Source organism: Bradyrhizobium nanningense (assembly GCF_004114535.1).
Lineage (GTDB): Bacteria > Pseudomonadota > Alphaproteobacteria > Rhizobiales > Xanthobacteraceae > Bradyrhizobium > Bradyrhizobium nanningense.
The window spans coordinates 78,913-102,708 of the sequence record NZ_LBJC01000008.1; the positions used below are offsets into that span (position 1 = coordinate 78,913).

20 protein-coding genes and 2 pseudogenes are annotated in these 23,796 nt (G+C 59.9%); 20 read left to right on the forward strand and 2 right to left on the reverse strand.

All coding sequences use genetic code 11. The features are described from left to right. The first annotated feature begins 6 nt into the window (after positions 1-6). Positions 7-1,737 (forward strand): dihydrolipoyl dehydrogenase, encoded by a 1,731-nt coding sequence (gene lpdA / locus XH84_RS06715; RefSeq protein WP_128918389.1) that lies wholly within the window; start codon positions 7-9, stop codon positions 1,735-1,737. Between the two features lie 872 nt (positions 1,738-2,609). Here the strand turns inward: lpdA and XH84_RS06725 are convergent. Then, positions 2,610-3,080, reverse strand: coding sequence for a MarR family winged helix-turn-helix transcriptional regulator (locus tag XH84_RS06725; RefSeq protein WP_128918387.1), 471 nt, complete (start codon positions 3,078-3,080; stop codon positions 2,610-2,612). Between the two features lie 433 nt (positions 3,081-3,513). Between XH84_RS06725 and XH84_RS06730 the strand changes: the two genes are divergently transcribed. From XH84_RS06730 to XH84_RS06775, 10 genes and pseudogenes are all read left to right on the forward strand, one after another. Then, a complete protein-coding gene (locus XH84_RS06730) occupies positions 3,514-5,772 on the forward strand; it encodes a xanthine dehydrogenase family protein molybdopterin-binding subunit (RefSeq protein ID WP_128918386.1) in 2,259 nt (752 codons plus the stop codon). 4 nt (positions 5,773-5,776) lie between these two features. Next, the gene (locus XH84_RS06735; protein ID WP_128918385.1) at positions 5,777-6,229 is read left to right on the forward strand and encodes an SRPBCC family protein; all 453 of its coding nucleotides are present in this window, start codon (positions 5,777-5,779) and stop codon (positions 6,227-6,229) included. Positions 6,230-6,231: 2 nt separating this feature from the next. Then, positions 6,232-7,101 (forward strand): FAD binding domain-containing protein, encoded by an 870-nt coding sequence (locus XH84_RS06740; RefSeq protein ID WP_128918384.1) that lies wholly within the window; start codon positions 6,232-6,234, stop codon positions 7,099-7,101. Position 7,102: 1 nt separating this feature from the next. Continuing rightward, positions 7,103-7,591 carry a (2Fe-2S)-binding protein gene (locus tag XH84_RS06745; protein WP_128918383.1) on the forward strand — a complete coding sequence of 163 codons (489 nt, stop codon included), beginning with the start codon at positions 7,103-7,105 and terminating at the stop codon, positions 7,589-7,591. Between the two features lie 37 nt (positions 7,592-7,628). Beyond that, a complete protein-coding gene (locus tag XH84_RS06750) occupies positions 7,629-8,840 on the forward strand; it encodes an FAD-dependent monooxygenase (protein WP_128918382.1) in 1,212 nt (403 codons plus the stop codon). A gap of 33 nt (positions 8,841-8,873) precedes the next feature. Next, positions 8,874-9,590 (forward strand): isochorismatase family protein, encoded by a 717-nt coding sequence (locus XH84_RS06755; protein WP_128918381.1) that lies wholly within the window; start codon positions 8,874-8,876, stop codon positions 9,588-9,590. After that, on the forward strand, positions 9,587-10,477 hold the full coding sequence (locus XH84_RS06760; protein ID WP_128918380.1) for an alpha/beta fold hydrolase: 891 nt from the start codon (positions 9,587-9,589) through the stop codon (positions 10,475-10,477). The genes XH84_RS06755 and XH84_RS06760 overlap by 4 nt, the downstream gene beginning before the upstream one ends. Then, positions 10,458-11,510 (forward strand): 2,5-dihydroxypyridine 5,6-dioxygenase NicX family protein, encoded by a 1,053-nt coding sequence (locus XH84_RS06765; protein WP_128918379.1) that lies wholly within the window; start codon positions 10,458-10,460, stop codon positions 11,508-11,510. Before XH84_RS06760 ends, XH84_RS06765 begins: the two co-directional genes overlap by 20 nt. A gap of 182 nt (positions 11,511-11,692) precedes the next feature. Further along, positions 11,693-12,973 carry an MFS transporter gene (locus XH84_RS06770; protein WP_245471630.1) on the forward strand — a complete coding sequence of 427 codons (1,281 nt, stop codon included), beginning with the start codon at positions 11,693-11,695 and terminating at the stop codon, positions 12,971-12,973. Between the two features lie 417 nt (positions 12,974-13,390). Further along, positions 13,391-15,018 (forward strand): annotated as a pseudogene (locus XH84_RS06775) (methyl-accepting chemotaxis protein). A 235-nt stretch (positions 15,019-15,253) separates the two neighbouring features. Here XH84_RS06775 and XH84_RS06785 read toward each other — a convergent pair. Further along, positions 15,254-15,553, reverse strand: coding sequence for a Dabb family protein (locus XH84_RS06785; RefSeq protein WP_128918376.1), 300 nt, complete (start codon positions 15,551-15,553; stop codon positions 15,254-15,256). Positions 15,554-15,926: 373 nt separating this feature from the next. On the opposite strand from XH84_RS06785, the pseudogene panD reads away from it, so the two are divergent. The 9 genes and pseudogenes from panD (at position 15,927) to XH84_RS06830 (ending at position 23,271) form a co-directional block, all read left to right on the forward strand. After that, positions 15,927-16,380 (forward strand): annotated as a pseudogene (panD, locus tag XH84_RS06790) (aspartate 1-decarboxylase). A gap of 27 nt (positions 16,381-16,407) precedes the next feature. Continuing rightward, positions 16,408-17,292 (forward strand): 3-methyl-2-oxobutanoate hydroxymethyltransferase, encoded by an 885-nt coding sequence (panB, locus tag XH84_RS06795; protein WP_128918374.1) that lies wholly within the window; start codon positions 16,408-16,410, stop codon positions 17,290-17,292. Positions 17,293-17,294: 2 nt separating this feature from the next. After that, positions 17,295-18,143 (forward strand): pantoate--beta-alanine ligase, encoded by an 849-nt coding sequence (gene panC / locus XH84_RS06800; protein ID WP_128918373.1) that lies wholly within the window; start codon positions 17,295-17,297, stop codon positions 18,141-18,143. Between the two features lie 24 nt (positions 18,144-18,167). Beyond that, a complete protein-coding gene (locus XH84_RS06805) occupies positions 18,168-18,938 on the forward strand; it encodes an energy-coupling factor ABC transporter ATP-binding protein (RefSeq protein ID WP_245471631.1) in 771 nt (256 codons plus the stop codon). Beyond that, positions 18,935-19,561, forward strand: a complete 627-nt coding sequence (locus XH84_RS06810) for a CbiQ family ECF transporter T component (RefSeq protein WP_128918372.1) — start codon at positions 18,935-18,937, stop codon at positions 19,559-19,561. The genes XH84_RS06805 and XH84_RS06810 overlap by 4 nt, the downstream gene beginning before the upstream one ends. 136 nt (positions 19,562-19,697) lie before the next feature. Next, positions 19,698-20,126: a biotin transporter BioY gene (locus tag XH84_RS06815; protein ID WP_347338729.1), complete on the forward strand. Its 429-nt coding sequence runs from the start codon at positions 19,698-19,700 to the stop codon at positions 20,124-20,126. Continuing rightward, on the forward strand, positions 20,123-21,631 hold the full coding sequence (locus XH84_RS06820) for an AMP-binding protein (RefSeq protein ID WP_128918371.1): 1,509 nt from the start codon (positions 20,123-20,125) through the stop codon (positions 21,629-21,631). Before XH84_RS06815 ends, XH84_RS06820 begins: the two co-directional genes overlap by 4 nt. Next, the gene (locus XH84_RS06825) at positions 21,628-22,755 is read left to right on the forward strand and encodes an acetyl-CoA C-acyltransferase (RefSeq protein WP_128918370.1); all 1,128 of its coding nucleotides are present in this window, start codon (positions 21,628-21,630) and stop codon (positions 22,753-22,755) included. Before XH84_RS06820 ends, XH84_RS06825 begins: the two co-directional genes overlap by 4 nt. Before the next feature lie 18 nt (positions 22,756-22,773). Further along, on the forward strand, positions 22,774-23,271 hold the full coding sequence (locus XH84_RS06830; RefSeq protein WP_128918369.1) for a MaoC/PaaZ C-terminal domain-containing protein: 498 nt from the start codon (positions 22,774-22,776) through the stop codon (positions 23,269-23,271). The last annotated feature ends 525 nt before the right edge of the window (positions 23,272-23,796 follow it).

The window sequence follows — 23,796 nt, forward strand, 5'->3', positions numbered from 1 at the left end:
GCCCCCATGGAGCGCGTGATCGATATATTGGTCCCCGACATTGGAGACTTTAAGGACGTTCAGATTGTGGAGGTGCTCGTCAAAGACGGTGACATCGTTGACAAGGAGCAGGGGCTTATCGTTGTTGAATCTGACAAGGCCACGATGGAAATTCCTTCGCCGATCGCGGGTCCTATCAAGGAGGTGCTTCTGAAGGTTGGCGATAAAGTGTCGCAAGGCACCGTCATTGCCAAAGCGCAACCGATTGCGCCGGACCGGGCGCCATCCAAGGCTGAAGCCCAGAATGGCTCGGCCGCATCTGGCGGAGGCGAGGAACGCTTCGATCTCGCCGTGATCGGTGGTGGACCAGGTGGATATTCTGCTGCATATCGCGCCGCGGATCTGGGTCTCAGGGTCGCGATGATTGAGCGATACCAATCGTTGGGTGGCGTATGCCTGAACGTCGGGTGTATTCCATCCAAAGCGTTGCTCCACATCGCGGCGGCCAAGGAAGAGGCCGAAAGGATCGCTGAGAAGGGAGTGCGATTCGGCGCACTGGAATTGGATCTGAATGCACTCAGATCGTTCAGGGACGGAACAATAAAGAAGCTGACTGACGGGCTCGGTCAGATGGCGCGGGCGCGGGACGTTAGAATCATCAACGGAGTTGCCAGATTTGTCGCGTCGAATTGCTTGGCAATCGATCTCGATACTGGTGCGTCTCAATATGTTGAGTTCGAGAAGTGCATCATCGCCACGGGTTCCTCGGCGAATAAGTTAAGTGTGTTTCCGAAAGACAAGCGGATCGTCACGTCGACCGGAGCCCTGCAGCTAAAGACGATTCCGAAGCAAATGCTTGTCGTCGGGGCGGGCATCATCGGACTCGAGATGGCCACGATTTATAGCGCGCTTGGCGCTCAAATCGATCTCGTTGAACGATTGCCAAGTATGCTCGCCGGCGTTGATCCGGATGCTGTGAAGATATGGCAAAGCAGGAACGCTCATCGGTTCCAACATATTGATCTCAATGCGGGTGTAGTGAGCGCCACGGCCGATAGTAAGGGCGTATCGGTCGAGATTGAAGGCGCAAAGCCGGGGCGTCGAACTTACGATCTTGTCCTGCAGTCCGCAGGCAGAGTGCCGAACAGCGCAAGTCTTGGCTTGGAGAAGATTGGTGTAAGATGCGACGCAAAAGGTTTCGTTGCAGTCGACAGGCAAATGCGGACGAATTTGCCTCATATTTTCGCGATCGGAGATGTCGCGGGCAACCCCATGCTCGCCCATAAGGCGGTTCACGAGGGGCATGTTGCGGCCGAAGTGGCTGCCGGGCTCAAGAGCTTCTTTGACGCGAAGATCGTCCCGAACGTTGCCTACACTGATCCCGAGGTGGCCTGGGTTGGCGTCATGGAGCATGAGGCTGCCTCTTCAGGCAGGCGCGTTAGATCCGCGAAGTTTCCGTGGGCCGCCTCGGGCAGAGCGGTCGCCTCGGGCGCGTCCTATGGCATGACCAAGCTGATCATCGACCAAGAGACGCACCGCATCATCGGCGGTGTGATCGTTGGCCCGCACGCTGGCGACATGATCGGAGAAATCTGTCTGGCGATCGAGATGGGCGCCGATGCAATTGATATCAGCAAGACCATTCATCCACATCCGACGTTCGGAGAGACAATAGGCCTGGCTGCCGAAGTGTATGAAGGCGTTTGCACGGATGTGTTGCCGGGTGCGAAGAGGCCGACCAAGCGCGCGAGCCACTAGAAATCCAAAACCTGAGCCGGCATCAGGTGTCTCGCTGCCGGTCGTTCGTATGGAACCCGAATATGGCGGGAGATTCTCGGAGGGACGTCAAGGTACCTTTGAGCGTTCAAGAGGAGGAATTTGCCGCGGCATGTCGAGACTTCGTTCTGGAGAGAAGACCTGATCTGGCGGCATCCATCGTCATTGTAGACAACCAACTCTGGATTGCGAACGATCCGCATGTTCGGGTCGCATTTGTAGAACTCGGTCTTGGCAGATTGGTGCGAGTTCTGCATCTCGCAATCGAAGGCAAGGCGATTGCGCTCAAAAGAGTGCCAAGGCTCCTGTTCGACCTGTCGAGCTTCAGAAGAAAGATACTCCGCGCGCTAGGTAGAGACGATCGAGGACAGCCCCTCGGGAAATAGGCGCGATTTCTTCAGCGCGCAGTTTCAAGGAATGGACATTCATCAACGCGAGCGGACCCGGCAGTCATCCTTGGCAGGACCGTCGGCGATTGGGACCTCTGAATTGCAAATGCAGCGGTGCGGGCATTGCGAGATCTGAGCCGGGCGATGAAAGGAGCTGTTCCGGACGTGCGGAGCCGGTGCCTTCCAAGTCACGCGCCCGTTCTTTGTGGTGCTGTCGAAATCATACGACGCGTCAAATGCCGGAAATAGCGCTGAGAGGTGCCGACTTCAGCACAAAATGCGGTCTGATGTGTACAATCGTATTGCTGCTGGAAGTCGTTCGTTGGGTTTCTGCGATCGAATTCCGCATTCGGCGTTTGCGAAAGGTTTCCAATCTTTCGCTTCCTCCCTCTACTTGGCCCGGCGCGATCGCCGGGCCCTTTTCTCGACGCTTGGCTAAATCTTATGTCGCTCGAAGCCGGTTGATCAGCGTTGTATGATCTTCTTCAAGATTTCGGTAAGCGTTCGAAATTCATCTCGGGTCAGGGGGGCGAAGGTCTCGCCAGAAATCTCGCCGATAGTTTCAATCGCTGCGTCCGCTATCCGTCTCCCCTTCTCGGTCAAATCGATCTCGCGTCGCCGCGGATCCAGAGGGTCTTTTGAGCTCTTGATGAGGCCGCGTGATTTCAGACGATTGATTACGCCGGTGATGGTCGCCGAGTCGTAATGAATTAGCCGTCCTAAGTGGTTTTGCGAACAAGGACCTACTTCCCTCAATTTCGCCAGCGTCGAGAATTGGGGCCCCGTTAATTCTTCAATCATCTTGGCGGCGAAGATCGACGTGTGAGTACGGAGCGCGACTCGCAATAAGAAGCCCGGTGCGTCATCCAACCGGTATGAATCTATAGCTTCTTTAACTTTCTCCGCCGGGCGCGGCTTTGTTTTGGGTTGCACCACTTTTACTTCCTTGCGGTAGGTTGCCTTAGCTCAAGAAGAGACAGGCTTTAGCTCCGAATGTCTTCGGTGCCGGCCGATTGTCTACATTTCCTGACCTTGGAAATCCATCGTTGTTCGACTTCGTCCGGTTTTATCGCGATTTGCTGCGTTGAGAGCGCCGGCGGGGGCACCCTTTGGGTGCGTCCGTCGTTCGCAATTGGAATTCCGCTCCGGCTGAGGGGCGAAGCTATTTGGCGCAAACGCTTGGTTAGACCGGTCCGTTGCGGCTTGCGTCGGACCATCGGCCCGAGATTGGGCACATTTCCATGACTCGTACACAAGTGCAGCACTTGCATACAAGTGATATATATCGTAATGTCCTGAGATTGCTCTCGGGAGGCTTGGGCTTCCCGCCTTAAGGGGGCGACGCACCTAAATACCAACGGATTTGCGTATGTCGGCGACTGACAACATGAGTGCGGTCCGACCGGACCTGATCGAAAAGGTCACGGGACGCGCCGCATACGTGACCGATTTGGCGATCCCGGGAATGCTGCACGGGTTTGTGGTTCGCTCGCCTGCCATCCACGCCCGCATCGTTTCGATCGACACGAGCGCTGCCCGATCGGTGGATGGTGTTGTGGACGTACTTACAGGTGACGATGTCGCGTCCTTCGGATGTTGGGGGGTTGTGCTCAAGGACCGACCGATCATTGCCATCGACCGGGTGCGGTATGTGGGCGAGCCGGTCGCGGTGGTGATCGCCGAGACCATAGAAATCGCAGAAAACGCCGCTGAGCTGGTCAACGTCGAATACGACGAGCTTCCACGCGCCACGACCATTCAGGAAGCGATCATGGACAATGCGCCGCTCATCCACGAGCGGCACGAAAACCTCGAAGATTTTTATTTCAAGGGCGGTGCCCGGCCCACTCAGAACAGCAACGTGTTCCACACTTACCGGAACAGCGTCGGAGACGTTGACGCTGCGGAAGCTGCTGCGGCCTACATTCACGAGGACCGGTTCACGTTCCCAGCCATTTCGCACTTTGCGATGGAGCCGCATGCAGTCATTGCGGACTTTCGTGGAGATTCTCTTACGGTCTGGGCCGGAGCGCAAACGCCGACCGCCGTTCAAAAGGTGCTGTCGCGTCTTTACCAATTGCCGCTCGCCAAGGTGCGCGTGATCGTCCCGTTCGTCGGCGGCGGATTTGGCGGCAAGGCTTCAGTCAAGATCGAGCCTCTGGTTGCGGCTGCATCATGGAAGGTGCAGCGACCGATCCGCATCGCTCAATCCATGATTGAGTCAATGCTCACCTGCCGAAGGCTGGGTGCCGACATCACGATCCGAACGGCTGTGGACGCGAAAGGGCGGATTCTGGCCAAGAGCGCCAAATTGCTTCTAGATGGCGGGGCATATTCTGACACCGGCTCGGCCGTTGCCACCAAAGCGGCAAATCGCATTATGGGCCCTTACGTTGTGCCCAATCTGCGCCTCGAGGCGTCTGCGGTCTACACCAATACCATCCCAGGTGCTGCATTCCGCTCGATTGGTGGGCCGCAAGCGGTATGGGCCAAAGAATCACACATGGACAATGTGGCTTCCGCTATTGGCATGGATCCGGCGGAGTTTCGTTTGCTGAACTTTGCTTCACGCGGCGAACGAATCCGCCCGGATTTGCGGGCCCTCGACATGGATATGGGCGAGTTGATGGGGCGTGTGACCCAGTCATTCGCCGCAAAGGCGCAGTCATCCAATCGTCGGGCAAGCGGGCTCGCTGTCGCCGCGACCGATCCGGCCAACACTCCGATCAGCAATGCGATCGTGCGTCTCAAGATCGATGGCTCGATCCTGGTTTCAGTCTCCAGTATAGAAATTGGACAAGGGGCGCACGCGACCATGGCTCGTATAGCGGCGCAGACCTTGAAGCAACCGCCCTCCGCGGTAACCGTGTTACGCACCGACACGGCCGTTGCGCCTTACGACTGGGGCACTGGCGCGAGCCGATCGACTGTTGTCGTCGGCCTGTCGGTCGAGAACGCCGCACTCGACGCGGCCGATCAGATCCTCGAAATGGTCGCCGACGTATGGGAGCTTCCCCGAGAGAGTTTATCGCTCGTCGAGGGAGGTATCTCGACTGGATCAGAAGTTCTCACTTTTCATCAAATTTTTCATCGCGCGCTTGGTGTCGACTCGGGAGAGGTCATCGGCCGTGGCGCGATCACGCCACGCTCGAAGAAGGGGGCCTTAGCAGAGTCTCCTCTGTTCTGGGAGACGTCGGCGGGTCTCGCTGAAATCGTTGTCGATGAAGATACTGGTGAGATTCATGTCCCTCGATACGCCAGCGCGGCTGACGTTGGCCGCGTGATCAATCGCGTCGCCGCGGAAGGGCAGGACGAGGGAGCCGCCGTCATGGGTTTCGGACACGCTCTCCACGAGGCGCTGGAGTTCGAGGATGGTCAACCCATTAATGCGACCCCAATCGATTATTCGATACCGCGCATATCTGACGTTCCGCCGGTGTTTGACACCATCCTTGTCGAGAATGGCGACGGCCCAGGACCAGGCGGCGCCAAGGGGATGGGCGAGGGAGCAATCCTTCCGGTCGCGCCAGCAATCGCGAACGCGCTTTTCTCTACCTACGGCATTCGGATCACCGACCTGCCAATGACGCCCGAAAAGGTTTGGCGCGCCCTGCAGAAGAGGAGCTGAATTCATGGAATTCAATATGTCGATGGTCGTGCCGGCGTCGCCCACCCAGCTTTGGAGCACACTGCTCGACGTCCCTCGCATATCCGGCTGTATCCCTGGTTGCGAGAACGTCGAGGAAATTGAGCGGCTCGCAACCTACAAAGCGACCGTCAAGCAGAAGATCGGTCCCTTCAAGGTCGAGGTTCCGGCCGACATTGTTGTCGAATCGATGACGGAGCCGTCGCATGTGCGCACACGCGCCACGGGCCGCGACAAACTTACCGGAACAAGGCTGGCGGTGGTCCTCGACGTGACCGTCACGCCCGAGGGATCCAGCTCTTCGACGTTTGCTGTAGATGCAAAGGTCGACGTGCAGGGCCGACTTGCGACCATGGGGTTCGGCGTCATCAAGCGACGTGTCGATCAGAACTTCGAGGAGTTTGAAAAGCGGCTCAAAGAAATGCTTGGTGCGGCTTAATCATGCTGCCTTCTCCTTTTGAATTCGACAGGCCCTCGACAATCGAGGATGCCATACGCGGGGTCGGAGAATCCGGCGACGGCATGTTTTATTCCGGCGGCACCGAGTTGCTGCTGGCCATGAAGATGCGCGTTATTCACACTGACCGGCTTATCGATATCAAAGGGATTTTTGGCCTAAATCGCATTTGTTTGAACGAAGCGAATGATATCGAAATCGGAGCACGGTGTACGCACGCCAAGATTGCCAGCGATCCCGTCATTCGTGAGCATGTGCCAGCGCTGTCGTCGCTCTGTGCCAATGTGGCGAACATCAGGGTTCGCAGCGTCGGCACGATCGGTGGCAATCTCTGCTTTGGAGAACCGCACGCCGATCCTCCGACCTTGCTCGCGGCTCTTAATGCGCGTCTCGTGCTCATTGGCCGCGACGGTACGCGCGTCGTTCCCGCTGACGACTTCATCCGGAGTGAGTTGGAAACGATACGAGAGCCGGACGAGTTGCTGACACTCATTGTCTTTCCGTGCCCGAACGGCCCGGTGACCTATCGGCGGTTCAAGCATGGAGAGAGGCCCTCCGTGAACGTCGCGATGGCCTGGTCCATCGACGCTGGCAAAGCGACCATCAAAGGTGCCCGCGTGCGGGTCGGAGCGCTCGGGTCGCGACCTCAACCTTTGAAGGTGGTCGAGGACGCGCTTCGGGGCCTCCCTGTCCGCGAAGTCCGTTCGGCCATCGAGGCTGTGCTCACGACCGCGCTAGATGAGCTTGAAGTCAATGAGGATCGGCATGGTGGCGCGGACTACAAGCGACATCTGGCAGGAGTCCTGCTTCTGAGAAACGTCGAAGAAGCGATCTCCGTCGGCGGGGGAGCGTGAAATGACCCACATGCTTCCGATTTCATTCTGGCTGAACGGTCAGATGATCGCGCTCGACGTCCCAACACATACGCTTCTGATCGACCTTATCCGGGATAAGCTTGGTCTCAAGGGAACGAAGCGCTCCTGTGACATGGAGGTTTGCGGCGCCTGTACAGTTCTGCTCGACGGCGAGCCAATTTCGAGCTGCACCATGCTCGCTGTCGATGTCGACCAGCGTGAGATCACGACCATCGAAGGCGTGACGCCTCCGGATGGCCTATCGCGGGTTCAGAAGGCCTTTGTACTTCACGGCGGCCTCCAGTGCGGCTTTTGCACACCTGGCTTCATAATGGCCGTCACAGCGCTTCTGAAAGCAACGCCACACCCGACTGACGAAGAGATACGTCATTACCTGCACGGCAACCTCTGCCGCTGCACCGGATACACCAAGATATTCGAGGCTGTGAAGAGTCTTGCCAGCGAGCAGGCCTCCGAAAATGCCATCTAACCTTCGGTAAGCAGCGCAATCAACTTTTAGAGATGTCATGAGCATTGAACAGGTCGGCAAATCCAGTGTCCTCATTGCCGGCGCCGGTATTGGTGGTCTGGCAATGGCGCTATCGCTGCTTCGTCGCGGAATTGATTGTGACGTATTCGAGCAAGCATCTGAGTTGCGCGAGGTCGGAGCGGGTCTTTGGATTTCCATGAACGGTGTCCGCGTCCTTCAAGAACTCGGTTTGACCGAAGAAGTTGAACAGAACTGCATAGCGGCCGAGCGACGCAACATTCGGCTGTGGAACACCGGTGAGGCCTGGTCCCTCTACGATAGGACCTCCGACGCAGCGCGAAATCAGCCCTATCTGCTGCTGCGTGCTCACTTGTTGAAAATTCTCGTCGACGGCGTGCGTCGCCTGAAGCCAGGCGCTGTCCATCTGAACGCGCATGTCGTCGGGTTCAGCCAGAACGAACATGGGGTTCGAGTCAAACTCGCCAACGGAACCGAAGTCGCAGGACGCGCTTTGATCGGCGCCGACGGTGCTCATTCAAAAGTTCGTACCCGGCTGATTGGAAACATCGAGAGCCACTATACGAAGGCCATCGCTTGGCGTGGCCTCGTGCCGGTGGATCGCCTCGCACCGCATCAGCGCGACGCCGTTGTGTCGACCTGGATAGGGCCCACCGCGCATGTCACGGCCTATCCTGTGCGTTGGCAGGATACGGTCATGATGACCTTCTCAGGTCAGGTCGACCACGACGATTGGCTGCTCGAGTCCTGGTCGGAGAAGGGCTCCATCGAGGACTGCCTAAAGGACTTCGAGGGGTGGCATTCCGATATCGTCGAGTTGGTCAAGAACGTGGATACCCTGAACAAATGGGGCCTGTTCGTGCGTCCATCGCTGGGTACGTGGTCCAATGGACGCGTCACCCTGCTCGGCGACGCCTGCCATTCGATGCTGCCTTACCTCGGGCAGGGTGTGAACATGGCCCTGGAGGATGCATCCGTCCTCGGCCGCTGCTTCGGGGAGAATCCCGATGATATCCCGGCGGCATTCAAGACGTATCAGGGTCTGCGGCTCGATCGCACCACCAAGGTCGTGAAGTCCGCGGCCGGCATGCTGCCGATTTTCCATAACCAGGCGCTGTGCAAGCCGGAGACGGCGGGTGGTTACATCAAGACCCAATGGGCACCGGAAGCGACAGCTGCGCGATACGATTGGATCTACCAATACGACGCGACCACCGTGCCGCTTCACTGACATGCTCACGATTGTGAACGCTGGAGCGCAACAGTGAATGGCAGCAAGCAACCCTGGGACGATGTGATACCGCTGGACGAGCGCGAGACCTATGCCCTCGCCGGGCTGGGTGGCGCGGCGGGATTCGGCAAACGGCCGGCATTGCTGGTCATCGACGTGCAGTACCGTTCGGTCGGCAGCCGGCCGATGCCGATCCGCGAGGCGATCAAGGAATACCCCACCAGCTGCGGCGAGCCCGGTTGGCATGCCATCGCACACATCGCCGCATTGATGTGGCTGTTTCGCAAGAAAAAGTGGCCGGTGATCTTCCCGCACGTTGCACCGAAGGTAGGCCAGGACCAGGGCGCATTCTCCGCGAAAATCCCGGGTATCATGCGGATCCCGCCCGAGGGCTATGACTTCGTCCGCGAGGTGGCTCCGGGGTCCGGCGAGTTGGTCCTGCCGAAGACGCAGGCAAGCGCGTTCTTCGGCACTCCGCTTGCGACGTATCTGATCGGTGCCGGCGTCGACTCGCTGGTGGTGACCGGCTGCACGACCAGCGGCTGCGTGCGGGCTTCGGTCGTGGATGCGTGCGCGATGAACTTCAAATCAATCGTGCCGAGCGATGCGGTCTACGACCGCTCGCGCACATCGCATGCCGTCAACCTCTTCGATATTGCCAGCAAATACGCGGATGTCATGCCGACGGAGGCCGCCATCGAGCGGCTTCGCGCGCTGTCGGATGACCACATCAAGGATCACAAGACGTGAGCAGTGTCGCGACATCCGGGTTGCTTTACGGCGCCAATGTGCGAGCCAACGGCATTCGGCAGCATTACCTGCGGTTCGGCGGAGCCGGGCCGGCGATCATCATTGTCCCCGGCATCTCGACGACTGCGGCGCAATGGGCGTTCATCGCAGAGCGCCTGTGCTCCCGACACGACGTTTTCGTGCTCGATGTGCGCGGTCGCGGCCTTTCCGAAAGCGGCCCGCATCTCGACTACTCGCTCGACGCATGCGCTTCCGACCTCATCGGGTTCGCTGAAGCGCTCGGAATGGGCCCCTATACGCTGCTGGGCCACTCGATGGGTGGCCGCATCGGGATCCGCGCTGCGCGTTGGCGGCCATCGTCCATGGACCAACTGATACTGGTCGACCCGCCAGTTTCCGGTCCTGGACGTCGCGCCTATCCGATTCCGGTCGACCCGCTTCTCAAATTGCTGCAAAGCGCGAAGCGCGGAGAAGCCGACGTGGCGCTACGGCGCCCCTCTGCTCCGCGGTGGCCCGAGCAGCACATCCGCACCCGGGCCGAGTGGATGCATACCTGCGACGAGCGAGCGCTCATCGAGAGCCACAAGGGCTTTCATCACGATGATATTCACCTCGACCTCGCCCATCTCAGTGTTCCGACCGCATTGATCGTTGCGGGACGGGGAGGGGTCATTCGGCCCGAAGATGAAGAAGAATTTCGCAGATTGCTGCCGTCGATCGCGACCAGGACGCTGGAAAGCGCGGGTCACCAAATGCAAATCGATGATACCGAGGGTTTCCTTTCAATCGTTGAAGAGCTTCTAGCGCGACCACGCGATCGGTTCGACGGTCGCGCGTCTACGTTCGGCAGACAGGAGGTCAGTGAAGATGTCCCGACAAATCGTTGATGTTGAAATGCTCGAGCTCTTTAAGGCCGAGCTGGCGCTCTGCAAGGTGAAGAAGGACGAAGTCGTTGCCGTCCTAAGCGGCGGCGAGGATCAGCAGGAATACGCTCAGGCTTTCATGCTGGCCGCGCGGGCCCTGGGCGCAACGACCTTTCATCTGAATGTACCGAAGTACGGCCAGGGCAAGGTCGCGGGCTTGCAGGGCCGGCATGCGCTCACGGGCAACCAGCCGGCGATCGATACGCTCAAGCGCGTGGATATGGTGATCGATCTCCTCGGGTTGCTATTCTCTCGTGAGCAAGCCGAAATTCAGGAAGCAGGTACGCGCATCTTGCGCGTGATGGAGCCGTTCCACATCCTCAAGAAGATGTTCCCGACTGAAGATCTGCGCCGGCGAACCGAGCTCTCTCGAACCCTTCTCCAGTCAGCCAGCAAAATGCGGATCACGTCGCCGGGCGGAACGGACGTAACTTATGGCCTGAAGCAGTACCCGGTCATTTCCGAATACGGATACACGGATGAGCCTGGGCGCTGGGATCACTTCCCGTCAGGCTTCGCCTTCACTCAGGCGACCGACGGCGAGGTTAACGGCACGGTGGTGCTGATGCCAGGTGACATCCTCTGCGCGTTCAAGCGTTATATTCAGTCGCCGGTCACGTTGACCGTAAAGGACGGTTACATCGTCGATCTCAAGGGCGAGGGGACCGACGCGCTCCTCATCAAAAACTATATCGACAGTTTCGGCGATCCGCGCGGTTGGGCGATCTCGCATATCGGCTGGGGATCGAACGAGCGTGCCACCTGGCACCACATCGCGGCCTCCCAGGATCTCACGTCGGAGCACATCATGAATGCGCTTTCCTTCTACGGGAACGTCCTGTTCTCGACGGGTCCGAACACGGAGCTCGGCGGCACGAATGACACGCCGTGTCATTTGGACATCCCGCTTCGTGGCTGCAGCCTGTGGCTCGACGATATCCACATCCTCGACAAAGGCGACTTTGCTTATCCGGAATTGAGAGCGCCGGGCCGCTAGGCCCAGCGCATCAAAATCGGTGCCCGGAGCCGCATTTGCGACTCCCAATGACGCGGAAAGCGTTTCGGTAACGACCATCACTTGTCCAGTTCTTTCAACGGGAAGCGCACCACATGTCTACAAATATCGGAACTTCGGAAGATTACACGGCGAGGCAACGGTATTCGATTATGATCTCAGCAATGCTGGGCTACATTCTCGACTTCTACGACGTTCTGATCTTTCCGTTCCTTTTGCCCGCGATTCAACGGTCGATGGCGCTATCGTTGGCCGAGATCGGTTCACTGCAGGCTTTGACATTGTTCGGATCGGCCATTGGCGGCGCGCTGTTTGGCGTCATCGGTGATCGACTTGGCCGAAAGACCTCGCTTCAACTCACAATCGCGCTGTTTTCGGTTGCCGCGATCATTTCGGCCTTCGCATGGAATTACTGGTCGCTTGCCGTGCTGCGGTTGATCACCGGCATCGGTCTTGGCGGCGAGTATGGCGTGGGCATGGTGCTCTTCAACGAGGCCTGGAAAAAAGGCAGCCGAGGTTTGGGGGCGGCGGCGCTTCAAGGCTGTGCCGTGATCGCGTCATCCACGGCGTCAATCGTTGGCATTTGGCTGATTGCGACGTTCAGCGACGAGTGGAGCTGGCGTATCGGACTGCTGACTGGCGGCGTGCCCATTCTGCTGATTATCTTCATTCGTTTCTTCATGCCTGAATCCAAGATCTGGCTGGAGTATGAGGCGCAACGCAAGGCCGGTCAGGTCACCGCAGAAGCTCGCACACTTCCCCTTGCGGATCTCTTCCGCAATGGGCTAGCACGGCAGACCGTCATCGCCTTCGTATGGCTGATGAGCTACATGCTCTGCTACTACAGCGTCGTCTCCTTTATTCCGACGCTGCTGCTGCGGGATATGCATACACCAGGGGATATCGTTCGCACGACAGCCGTTCTGCTCTCGGTGGTCAGCGGCATTTGCTACCTCGCGAACGGATTTTTCAACGACAGGGCTGGCCGCCGCTTCGGAGCCCTCGTGCCCGCGCTGTTTTGGGTCGGGTCTTTGGTCGGTATGGCCATGTGGGGAAGCCAGCTCTACGCCGGATCGAAAACCGAATGGCCGATGTTCTGGCTCTACATCGGCTTCGGGATTGGCAACGTAGCGCTGGGTGTGACCGGTGTCTGGATCTCTGAACTCTATCCGGTCAACTTGCGTGCGACGGCGGTGTCTACATTCTATATGGGAGGGCGCGGGCTCGGCAGCATAGCCCCTGTGATTGTGCCACTTGCGGCCGCCAATTTCGGCGGAAGCCTGCTCAACGGCATGGTTGCGGTGGCCCTTCCCGCTGCAGCTATCTTCATTCTCGCCTCTCTTCTGCTTCCCGAGACCCTTGGTCGGGATTTATCCGCGAAGGGTTTTGAAGGCGGCACGGAAACGGATGCCACGATGAAAGCTGCTTCGGTGACGAGCATTTGACGCTGATGGAAGGACGGTTGATCGGCGAGATGAGGGCTGTCGACGTGCTCATCTCGTCGATGCGTGCGTAGGGAAAGGAGCTGGCACTCCGTCGTCCGATGTTGGTCAACGATGCCTGCCACTCTCTGATATCGACGTCCTCGTCGTACCGTAACGTTGATCGGACGACGCGCGAGCGTTCGATAGCCATTGTGAGAGATTATCTAGCACCGCTATTGAATGCGGTAAGCCGCCGGCCCGCCGGCGCGCAAGTGTTGTCCGATTTGTACCGGCTGTAACGAAACCTAAACCGATCACTTGTATACGAGCAATAATCTATGCGGCCGTGCCTACCGGTAATTGCCTTGGAGACGTTCCTTGAAACTACTCAATAACCTGCCGATCACTCCCAAGATCAGCATTCTGGTGGCGGTCTCGATGCTAGGCCTCTTCTCGGCTGGACTGCTTGCGGGCTATTTGATGCAGAAGGAATGATCAATTCGCGGGTCGAGCAGACCCGCGCGATCGTCGATATCGCCAAGAACGTTGCGTTGGGCTTGCAGAAGCAAGTTGACGCGGGCCAACTCAACAAAGAGGCCGCAATCGCGGAATTCTCACGTCGTGCTCAGACGATGACGTATGACAAGGGTGCGGGCTATATTTTCGCAAATACGATGGATGGTGTCGCGGTAGCCTCTCAGGATCCGAAGACAATCGGGGTCAATCGTCTCGACGGCAAGACAAACGGTCGTGCGCTGATCCGCGAATTGCGCGACGGCGTGGCAGCGAACGGCGATGTTGTGTTGCGTTACGAGTTCATGAGGCCTGGCGAAAAGGAGCCGATCAGGAAGCTGTCCTACGCGGTGGGCATTCCTGGATGGGACATGTTTGTCGGTTCCGGTGCGTATCTAGATGATCTTGATGCCAAGCTACAACCGATCATGTGGTCCCTTGGTGGGGCTATCATCGTAATCGGACTGGTCTCGGGTGTCATCGCCTGGTTCCTCGGTCGCAGCATCACTAAACCGTTGGCCGCGTTAGGCACTTGCATGGGGCAGCTCGCTAGCGGCAAGCTCGAGCAAGACATTCCAGGTGTTGGTCGGAAAGATGAGATTGGCGCGATGGCCGCCACCGTCCAAGTGTTCAAAGACAACGCAATTCGTATTCGGAGGCTAGAGCAAGTTGAGGCCGAAGCTCAACGGCTCACGGCTGCTGAGCGCCGTGCCACATTAGAGAGCATAGCGAATGATTTTGAGCAAAGCGTAGATGGCTTCGTTCGTGCGGTCGCCTCTTCAGCCGCCGATATGCAGGGCACAGCGGATATCATGACCACAACCGCAAGGGATGCCAGTATGCGCGCGTCCACTGTCGACGCTGCGTCAGAAAGAGCATCTGGGAACGTTGAAATGGTAGCCGTTGCCGCCGAGGAATTATCGGCATCGGTAAGAGAGATATCGCAACAGGTGCTGCAGTCGACCGGAGTCGCCCGCCAAGCCGTTGGTGACGCCGAGCGCACAAACGCTACGGTGCAGGTCCTGTCAAACGGGGCCGAAAAGATCGGCGAAGTTGTCCAACTCATCCATAGTATCGCCGCACAGACCAATCTCCTGGCCCTCAACGCCACTATCGAAGCGGCACGCGCGGGCGACGCCGGACGCGGATTTGCTGTGGTGGCGGCCGAGGTTAAAGCGCTTGCCAATCAGACGGCAAAGGCTACGGAAGAGATCGCCGTGCAAGTAGGGACTATGCAAGCAACTACAAATGACGCGGTTCTCGCCATCAACGGAATTGCGCAAACGATCGCTAGGATGAGTGATATCACGTTAAGCATTTCCTCCGCGATCGAAGAGCAGAGTGCTGCGACAAGCGAAATTGCGCGCAACATCCAGTCCGTTGCCGCGGGCTCCAGCGAGATCAGACTCCATATAGGCAGCGTCAGCACTGCAGCGGCCGCCACCGGTGCGGCGGCCGGCGAGGTTCTCACTAACGCGCGTGGGTTGGGGAATCAGTCGAAGATGCTGCGTGTGGCGGTAGATCAATTCTTGACCACAATGCGAGCCGCCTGACCGGACGGTCCTGCCGGCGGCACATCGCTCGTGGTAGCACTGCTGTCACTCTCCTGCTGCGCGGCGTGTAAGTCGGCCACAGCGCCCCTCACACGTGGGAGATCGCCGATGATATTGCCGGTAGTCGGAGCGTCGTCTGCCGCGCTATCCAGGAACGTGAGGTATGGTCGATCCGCGAGACATCGCATAGCCGTAGTCGGCTCGATCCAGGACAGCCCTATGACATGCATCTGACTTAGGGCGCGACATCAGCCAAACTATAATCGGCCGCAAAGCGCAGTTCCCTTAGTGGTCGCACCCGCTTGATCGATTCCTGGTAGAGTTCGTGCGCTTTGTAAGCTGCGAGCTCAGCCTCATTGTCGAATTCACCATAAACCACGATGTCGATGTCGTTCCCGAGTTGGTCAGTCTTGCGGTTGCGGGCGACCTCGAGCCGGCGCGCATGCGGGATTGTGGTGAGAACCGACAAACCGTCGATTATCTGATCGATATGGGCTTTGCTGTTCGCGGTGAAGAAGACGATGTGACGAATCATGGCGGCTCTGGCTGTGCGCGATGAGTGTTGCCCGGCGATCTATACGGGCTTCGAAATGGCTGTCTACTCGTAAACATGAGGTGTCCGACGGCCGGCATAGATTCAACAAGATCTGGAGTCCTCGGTTGACCATGTGGGACACTTAATGCACTCGAAACGTCGGTGCCCAGCTTGCGGCGACTCCGCCTTCCATGACGATAGGGTGGGAAGTTCTTACGCGATGATCGCGCGACCATTAGATGTTCCTTCGCGTCCGGCTGCTGCTTTTTAGAGATATTTTTCTTTTTCTCTCCCTCAGTTGACAGTTTCATCTCGTGCTCCATAGGAGAGCGTCGGCTTTAGGGACACGAGCCAGGCTTAACGGAACCTTCAGATGAGAAAAGTGCTGGCCGCAAAGCTGCATGGCATCCACGTTACGGAGGCCAATCTTCACTATCACGGTTCAATCATGCTCGATCCGGATCAATGCCATGAGGCGGGGATTCTGCCGATGGAGTTTGTGGAGATCTGGAACAAGAACTCCGGGGCGCGAATTTCGACCTACGTAATATTCGGCGCGCCCGGCTCGTGTTGTTGTGTGCTCAACGGCGCCGCCGCGCGCACCTGCCAAGTCGGCGACCAGATCATCGTCTGCAGTTCGACGTACGTGGATGGGTCGCAGATCGCTCGGCTGAGACCAAGAATCCTTACCTTCGATCGCGACAATCACATTTCTGATCGCATGACTTATTTAGTCACGTGATGGTGCCGAGCGTTGTGGTTTCGAGATACTAGGTGAGGCAGGCGACGTGAAACCTATACCACTTCGATCCGCGGAATCGAACTAAGGCCGGCTGACGAGATAGGGGGCGAGAATGAGCCACACCTCAGAAGCCACGGGCGAGCGAGTCACGCTTCCAGGGCTGCAACGGTGGAAAGAGGGGGGGCGGCGGCTCGTGATGACGACCGCCTATGATGCGGTCACCGCACGTATTGCGGATCCCATCGTGGATATGATCCTTGTCGGAGACAGCGTCGGAAACGTCTGCCTCGGATTCGACAATACGCTTCCGGTCAGCATCGCGATGATGAATCACCATCTCGAGGCGGTTGCGCGTGTGAAACCTCGAGCCTTGCTCGTGGCCGATATGCCATTTCTGAGCTTTCACCTCAGTACAGAGGACACGATCCGCAACGGCGGAGGCTTCTTGCAGCGGGGCGCCGACGCAGTAAAGCTCGAGGGCGGAGCCAAACGCGTCGAAATGATACGTGCCCTGGTCGAGTGCGAGATTCCGGTGATGGGTCATCTCGGCTTGACCCCGCAGAGCGTCAATGCAATGGGTGGATTCAAAGTGCAGGGCCGCAAGGCCGATGACGCCTTGCGCCTGCTCGACGACGCCCACCGCCTGCAAGAGGCCGGCTGCTTCGCTCTGGTCCTGGAAGGCATTCCGGCCGAGCTCGCGGCGCGAGCGACAGAAACGCTGACCATACCTACCGTCGGGATTGGCGCAGGTCCTGGTTGCTCGGGGCAGGTGTTGGTCTTCCACGACGTGCTTGGCTTGATTGAAGGCCACGTCCCAAGATTCGTTCGTACCTACGCCGACGGCTTCCGGGTGCTGCAGGAGGCGTTGTCCCGATGGGTTGCCGATGTCCGCGACGGTACATTCCCGGCACCGCAAGAGTCCTACGGGCTTCCCGAAGGTATAGGCGAAACGATCGCAAACTGGGCGCCCTCCAACCGAACCCGATGTGAAGCGTAAAAATGCAGACAATCATGACGGTCGCCGAGCTTCGCCGCGCTCTCGCGGAGGCTCGCAGAGCCGACAAACGTGTCGGATTCGTACCGACAATGGGCTATCTGCACGACGGCCACCTGGCGCTGATCGACGCCAGCCGGGCGCAATGCGACGTCACCGTGGTCAGCATTTTCGTCAATCCCACTCAGTTCGGACCAAGCGAGGATCTCAGCACGTATCCGCGCGACTTCCAGCGCGATGAGAAACTGTGCCGCGATGCCGGAGTTGCGATCGTGTTCGCTCCTGGGGCGGAGGAAATCTATCCCGCTCAATTCGAGACCTTCGTTGAACCAGGCGAGCTCGCGAAACCACTCTGCGGCGCTTTCAGGCCGGGACATTTTCGTGGGGTCGCGACAGTCGTAAGCAAGCTTTTCAACATGGTACAGCCGGACGTCGCGTTCTTCGGGCAAAAAGATTTTCAGCAGTGCGCGGTCGTGCGTCGGATGGCCATCGATCTGAATCTGCCGATCGAGATCGTTACCGTGCCGACCGTCCGAGAAGCGGACCGTCTCGCAATGAGCAGCCGCAACCGGTATCTCAACGAGGAAGACCGAGGGCGGGCCCTCGCCATCAGTCGTGCACTATTCGGCGCAGCGGAGGAGTTCCGCTTGGGGGAGCGGAACGTGGATAAGCTGATTGCAATCGCTAAGACGGCTTTGGAAACGGTCGATCGGCTGCAGTACCTTGAGCTCGTCGACGGCGACACGCTCAAACCCGCCGTAAGTCCGCTGCACCGCCCCGCGGCACTGTGCGTGGCGGCCTATGTCGGCTCGACGAGGCTTATTGACAACGTGATACTTCAGCCAACTCCGTAGCGCGACAGAGGCGAAAGAATCTTCTTGATTGAAGCTGTCCGACGCGAGGAGCCTCCCGCACGCCGTCCTCACCTTCGTCGGGCGGCTGAAGGGATCATCTTCGAAGAAGTGCAGTTTCGGCGTGCGGACCGTCAGGTTCTTGCCATTCCCGAGCTTTACTTAGCTGAGCGCCGGATCGGCCTGATTGGTGACAATGGTTCAGGCAAGAGCACGATGTTGCGGCTGATGAACGGGTTGCTCCTGCCGGCTAGCGGGCGCGTCGAGGTGGCGGGGCTCGATACGGTACGGCATCGCAAAGACCTTCCGGCAAAAGTCGGCTTTCTGTTTCAGAATCCCGACCATCAGCTCATTTTTCCGACCGTCGTCGAGGAGGTCGCTTTTGGACCGGCGGAGCGGGGAATGCCAGCGCCACAGGCGCGCCAACAGGCGATGGCGCTACTGGAGCGGCACGGCTGCGCCCAATGGGCGGAACGCAACGTCAACGAGCTGTCCGGCGGCCAGAAGCAGCTTGTCTGCATCCTGGCGCTGCTCGCAACGGACCCGTCGATTCTGCTGATGGATGAGCCTTTCGCCAGTCTCGACTTGCCGACACGATTACGGATGTATCGCAGGATCACGGCACTTCCGCAGCGAGTCGTGATGGCGTCTCATGATTTCGAGCTGCTCGCAGAGTTCGATCGCATAATCTGGCTGGATGCGGGCCACATCCGCCTCGATGGCCGACCCGCCGAAGTGCTGCCCGCCTACCGGGCCCATGCAACGATCGTTGGGGCAGGGGACGCCCTGACGTCATGATGACCGACGGCCTCGCGCCACAGACCTGGCTGCACCGCGTACCGGCCGGTGTCAAGCTCGTGGGCCTTGCCCTCCTGAGTGTGCTTTTGCTGCCGGTCGGCGACTGGCGGATTCTGGCGGGCGTGTTGGCGATGATCGCCATGGTCTATGCCGGCTTCGGCCGGGTCGGTATCGCGCGCCTCAAGTTGCTGCGGCCATTGCTGCCGCTGCTTGTGGTCGTCGGCGGTGTGCAGGCTGCGTCTGCTGGTTGGAATGCCGGCGCCGTCGTTACGATGCGGCTCCTGGCAATGCTTCTGCTCGCCGATCTCGTCAGCATGACCACCACGATGAGTGCGCTGATGGAGGTGCTGGCGCCAGTGTTCCGCCTGCTACGCCCGTTTGGCGTCAATCCGCGCAAGATGGCGCTTGCCGTGGCCCTCGTCCTGCGTTTTGTGCCCGTCCTGATGGCGCGGTGGCGCGCGCGCGAGGAGGCCTGGAAGGCACGCACGCACCGGCGCATTCCGCCGCGACTGGTAGCCGCTTTCGTCGCCGACATTCTGCAACTTGCCGACCGCGTCGCGGAAGCGCTTGATGCGCGCGGCTTCGACCGGTCCGCCGCCGATCATCACTCATCCCCGTTGTAGGAGAAAATCCCGTGGAGTCCCGCGCCATCGTTCGTATCGCCCTACTTGCCGCCGTCATCGCAGCGCTCGGTATGGTGCCTAGCATCGTCTTGCCAATCGCCATGGTGTGCCAATCACGGCCCAGACGCTCGGCGTCATGCTGGCCGGGATTATCCTTGGCCCCCGTCATGGCGCGCTGGCGGTGCTGTTGTTTCTGTTCGTCGTGCTGCTCGGAGTGCCGCTGCTATCGGGCGGACGCGGTGGGCTTGGCGTGCTTTTCGGGCCGTCGGTTGGCTTCCTGCTGGGCTGGGTTCCCGCAGCCTTTATGTCGGGTCTTGTGATGGCGCGGCTGAGGACCTTGCCGGCTTTCCCAGCGGCGCTCGTTGCCGCGATCACGGGCGGCATCGTGGTGGAGTATGCCTTTGGTATTCTCGGCCTGATGGCGATGGCAAGGATGAACTTGCAGCAGGCTCTGGTTGCATCCGCCGTGTTCGTGCCGGGCGATCTTTTGAAGGCGCTGGCCACCGCGTTTGTGGCGGAGGCGTCGCACCGGAGTTATCCGGCTGCAATCGTCAGCCGTTCATGACCGAGACCTCCACCATCACTGGAACGCTGTCGTGGCATGCCCGCGAAACGCCGGACCGACCGGCCGTCGTTTGCGACAACCATGCGGTGAATTGGAGAGATCTCGATGAGGCGGTGAATCGCCTCGCCGGACATTTGGCGAAGGTGGTGCCGGCGGGCCGCGGCGTTGCGTTGCATCTGCCCAACGGGCCGGCGCTCGTGCTGCTGTTTCTCGCCGCCTGCCGCGCAGGGCGGGAAGCGCAAATTCTCGATCCATCCTGGCCGACGGAGACCGCGCGGCTTGCGCTTACGGCGCTGGCGCCCGGGATCGTCGTGAGTGGCGATGCAACATTGGCCGGCGAGACGGAAGTTCTGGCGGTTGTCGATCCTCACGGCCCGTTTGCGTCCGTCGCGGATGCCATCGGCGCCGGTCCGCTGTCCGCGGCAATGGCCGAGCCGAATCCACTGATGCCGTTCTATGTCGGTTTCACTTCGGGATCGACCGGGACGCCGAAAGGATATCGCCGCCATCATCGATCGTGGATCGAGAGTTTTCGGGCGGGGGACCGCGAATTCGACATCGGCGCGGACGACATCGTTCTTGCGCCGGGTGCGCTGACGCATTCGCTGTTTCTCTACGGCCTTGCGCACGGGCTCTATGTCGGAGCGACCGTCATTCTCTGTCGGCAGTTCCGGCCCAATCTCGTCAACCGTCTGATCATATCGCACGGGGCGAGTGTGATCTATGGCGTCCCAACCCAGCTTGAAATGATGATCGAAGCCGCCATGCGCGATGGCCTGCCGCCATTCGCAAGCGTGAGGTGGATTTTGTCGTCCGGTGCCAAATGGCAAGGTCGCGCGCTCGCCGAATTGCGACGGCAATTTCCGGAGGCGCGTTTTTCCGAGTTCTACGGCGCGTCCGAGTTGAGCTTCGTTACCGTGGCGAAGGACGAGGAGGACGTCCCAGCGGACTCCGTCGGGCGTCCGTTCGCAGCTGTCAGCCTCACCATCCGCGACCATCTCGGGCGATGCCTTCCGCCTGGAGAGGCCGGTCAGGTGTTCGTCGCCAGTCCTTTCCTCTTCATGGAGTATGCCTGCGGAAGCGAAACGCTACTGCCACGTCACGGCGACGCGGTGTCGGTCGGCGACATCGGCATGCTCGATGAGCGCGGCTTCCTGCGGCTCGTCGGCCGTGCGAGCCGCATGATCATCACGGCCGGCAAGAATGTGCATCCGGAGGAGATCGAGCGTGTGCTTGAGGGACATCCTGCCGTTATCGCGGCAGGGGTTCTCGGTGCCATCGACGAGCATCGGGGCGAGCGGCTGGTGGCACTACTCAGGCTCGGCCCTGATGGGCGCCTGGCGTCCTCCGAACTGATAAGCCATGCTCGCCTGAGCCTGCCGCTCTACAAGATCCCGCGCCGTTTTGCCGTGCCCTCGCACTGGCCCATGACCTCGTCCGGCAAGACCGATTTCCATGCGCTGCGCCAGCTCTGGGACGCCGGCGCCTGCGAGTTGCTGCAATGAGCGCCGCATATCTCGTCGCCGCACGCCGCACGGCGGTCGCCCCTCGAGGCGGCGCGTTCAAGGCGTTGGAGGCCGACGAACTTGGCGCGGCGCCAATTCGGGCCGTGCTGGCCGACACTGGCATCGCGCCGGAGGCGATCGACGACGTCATCTTCGGCAATGCGCTGTATGGTGGCGGAAACCCGGCGCGGATCGCCGCGCTGCGGGCGGGTCTTCCCGATCACGTCCCGGCGCTGACCATCGACAGCCAGTGCTGCGGTGGCCTCGACGCGATCATGCTCGCCGCCGAGCGGATCGCGAGCGGAAGTGCGGACGCCGTCATCGCCGGCGGTGTCGAAAGTTTCAGTCGTGCGCCATTGCGCGCGCGGCGGCCGCGCCACGCCGGCGAGGCGCCGCAACCCTATGACCGTCCCCCGTTCGTGCCATGGCCGGAACGGGATCCTGACATGATTGCTGCCGCAGCGACGCTGGCTGAAAGGTTCGGCATTTCGCGTGCACGGCAGGATGAATTCGCCGTCGCAAGCCATCGCAAGGCGCTGCAAAATCCGCCTGACGCGGCGGAGATCACGCCGCTCGCAGGCCTGTCGCACGATGCCTTTCCTCGCGCCCTGACGGGGGCGACCTGCACACGCCTTGCACCACTTGCGGGCGATACTGCGTTCGGCGTGACGCGCGCGACGGTGGCGGTTGAAGCCGACGCGGCAGCAGCCGTGCTGGTGGTCTCCGAGGCGATGGCCCGACGGTTCAACGCGAGGCGGCCCTTGCGGATCATATCGGCGACCCGCCGCGGCGGCGACCCGGCCATACCCGGCGCGGCGCCGATTGCGGCGGCAAACAGCCTCGTTGCAGCGCAACGGATCGCGCCGGCGCAGATTGCGGTGGCCGAGGTCATGGAGGCATTTGCCGCCCAGGCGATTGTCTGCGTCGACGGCATCGGGGTGCAGGAATTGGCCCTCAACCGCGGTGGCGGCGGACTCGCACGGGGACATCCGATCGGTGCATCGGGCGCGATCCTGGCCGTGCGCCTGTGGCATGAAATGCAATCGGAATCATCCGGCGCGATCGGGCTGGCGGCGATCGCGGCCGCGGGCGGGCTCGGCAGCGCCCTACTTGCGACGATCTGAGGAGAAGGACGGGGCGCGATGATTCAAATGCCGCCAGACCCCGAAACTCCGACGCAGGCGACCGCACTTCGCGTTGCGCGGGCGATCGATCTTGCGGCCTTCGTGGGCACCGAACTCGCTCCCGGCCGCTGGCGATCGGTGACGCAGGATGAGGTCGACCGTTTCGTCGCGATGATGGGTGATCGGAACTGGGTTCATACCGATGCGGAGCGTGCCAGGCGCGAGCTGGACGAAGGTACGACAATCGTGCCCGGCCAATTGCTCCTGGCGCTCGTGCCGGCTCTTTTGCAGGAGGCGTATGTAGTCACCGGTGCCGCGCAGAGTCGTGCGGCGGCTCTCCGTGCGGTTCGGTTTCGCCATCCGGTCTGTCCCGGCGCCGTGTTCCGGTTACGGGTGCGATTGACCCTCGTGAAGCAGCGGTCGCGTTTTGTGCAGGTGGACGCATCGTGCGATCTCGAGCTGGGCTCCGGGCAACGGGCTCTAACCTCACAGCGCACCGATGTGCTTTTTGACTGAGGCAGGAGCCATCCCCCACGGGGCACGCAATGAATTGGGTGAAACGACCGTGAGCAAAGGGTGACGCAAATGCCTGTCGCTATCAGTAAAATCAATAACTTAGCGGATGGCCACCGTCATTCGAAGGGCAGGGGGACGCCTCGGTCAGATCGCAACCTGAACCGAATGTCGGCATCGGTGGTTGCGCCTCCGCGATTTGAACCTGCAATCTGGATCGGAAGGAAGGCGACGAGGGCACCACGTGCCTTTGGTCGTTTTCGATTTTCCACGATAGAGGCCGCTTTCGCTGACCTGCAGCTGGAGGTCTTTCAACTTTCGCCATTGTGAGGGTAATCTGCACTCGCCCAACGCGCTCACGAACTGCCCTATGCGTAAGATTGGAGTGCGCCCCGAGATCGTGTCCCGTGGCGTGGTGTAGCTGGCGGCGGATCACGTTCACCGGCAAGAGCCGGGCCGGTCAGCTGGCGATAGCCGGAAGACTGACGGTTGGATCATCGCTCATTGGTGCGATGGTTTCCAGCGTCA

Bases quoted from the DNA above. Each gene is read 5' to 3' on its own strand.
- lpdA (WP_128918389.1), top strand. From the start codon at position 7: ATGGAGCGCGTGATCGATATATTGGTCCCCGACATTGGAGACTTTAAG.
- XH84_RS06730 (WP_128918386.1), top strand. From the start codon at position 3,514: ATGTCGGCGACTGACAACATGAGTGCGGTCCGACCGGACCTGATCGAA.
- XH84_RS06735 (WP_128918385.1), top strand. From the start codon at position 5,777: ATGGAATTCAATATGTCGATGGTCGTGCCGGCGTCGCCCACCCAGCTT.
- XH84_RS06740 (WP_128918384.1), top strand. From the start codon at position 6,232: ATGCTGCCTTCTCCTTTTGAATTCGACAGGCCCTCGACAATCGAGGAT.
- XH84_RS06745 (WP_128918383.1), top strand. From the start codon at position 7,103: ATGACCCACATGCTTCCGATTTCATTCTGGCTGAACGGTCAGATGATC.
- XH84_RS06750 (WP_128918382.1), top strand. From the start codon at position 7,629: ATGAGCATTGAACAGGTCGGCAAATCCAGTGTCCTCATTGCCGGCGCC.
- XH84_RS06765 (WP_128918379.1), top strand. From the start codon at position 10,458: ATGTCCCGACAAATCGTTGATGTTGAAATGCTCGAGCTCTTTAAGGCC.
- XH84_RS06770 (WP_245471630.1), top strand. From the start codon at position 11,693: ATGCTGGGCTACATTCTCGACTTCTACGACGTTCTGATCTTTCCGTTC.
- XH84_RS06785 (WP_128918376.1), bottom strand. From the start codon at position 15,553: ATGATTCGTCACATCGTCTTCTTCACCGCGAACAGCAAAGCCCATATC.
- panB (WP_128918374.1), top strand. From the start codon at position 16,408: ATGAGCCACACCTCAGAAGCCACGGGCGAGCGAGTCACGCTTCCAGGG.
- panC (WP_128918373.1), top strand. From the start codon at position 17,295: ATGCAGACAATCATGACGGTCGCCGAGCTTCGCCGCGCTCTCGCGGAG.
- XH84_RS06810 (WP_128918372.1), top strand. From the start codon at position 18,935: ATGATGACCGACGGCCTCGCGCCACAGACCTGGCTGCACCGCGTACCG.
- XH84_RS06815 (WP_347338729.1), top strand. From the start codon at position 19,698: ATGCTGGCCGGGATTATCCTTGGCCCCCGTCATGGCGCGCTGGCGGTG.
- XH84_RS06820 (WP_128918371.1), top strand. From the start codon at position 20,123: ATGACCGAGACCTCCACCATCACTGGAACGCTGTCGTGGCATGCCCGC.
- XH84_RS06825 (WP_128918370.1), top strand. From the start codon at position 21,628: ATGAGCGCCGCATATCTCGTCGCCGCACGCCGCACGGCGGTCGCCCCT.
- XH84_RS06830 (WP_128918369.1), top strand. From the start codon at position 22,774: ATGATTCAAATGCCGCCAGACCCCGAAACTCCGACGCAGGCGACCGCA.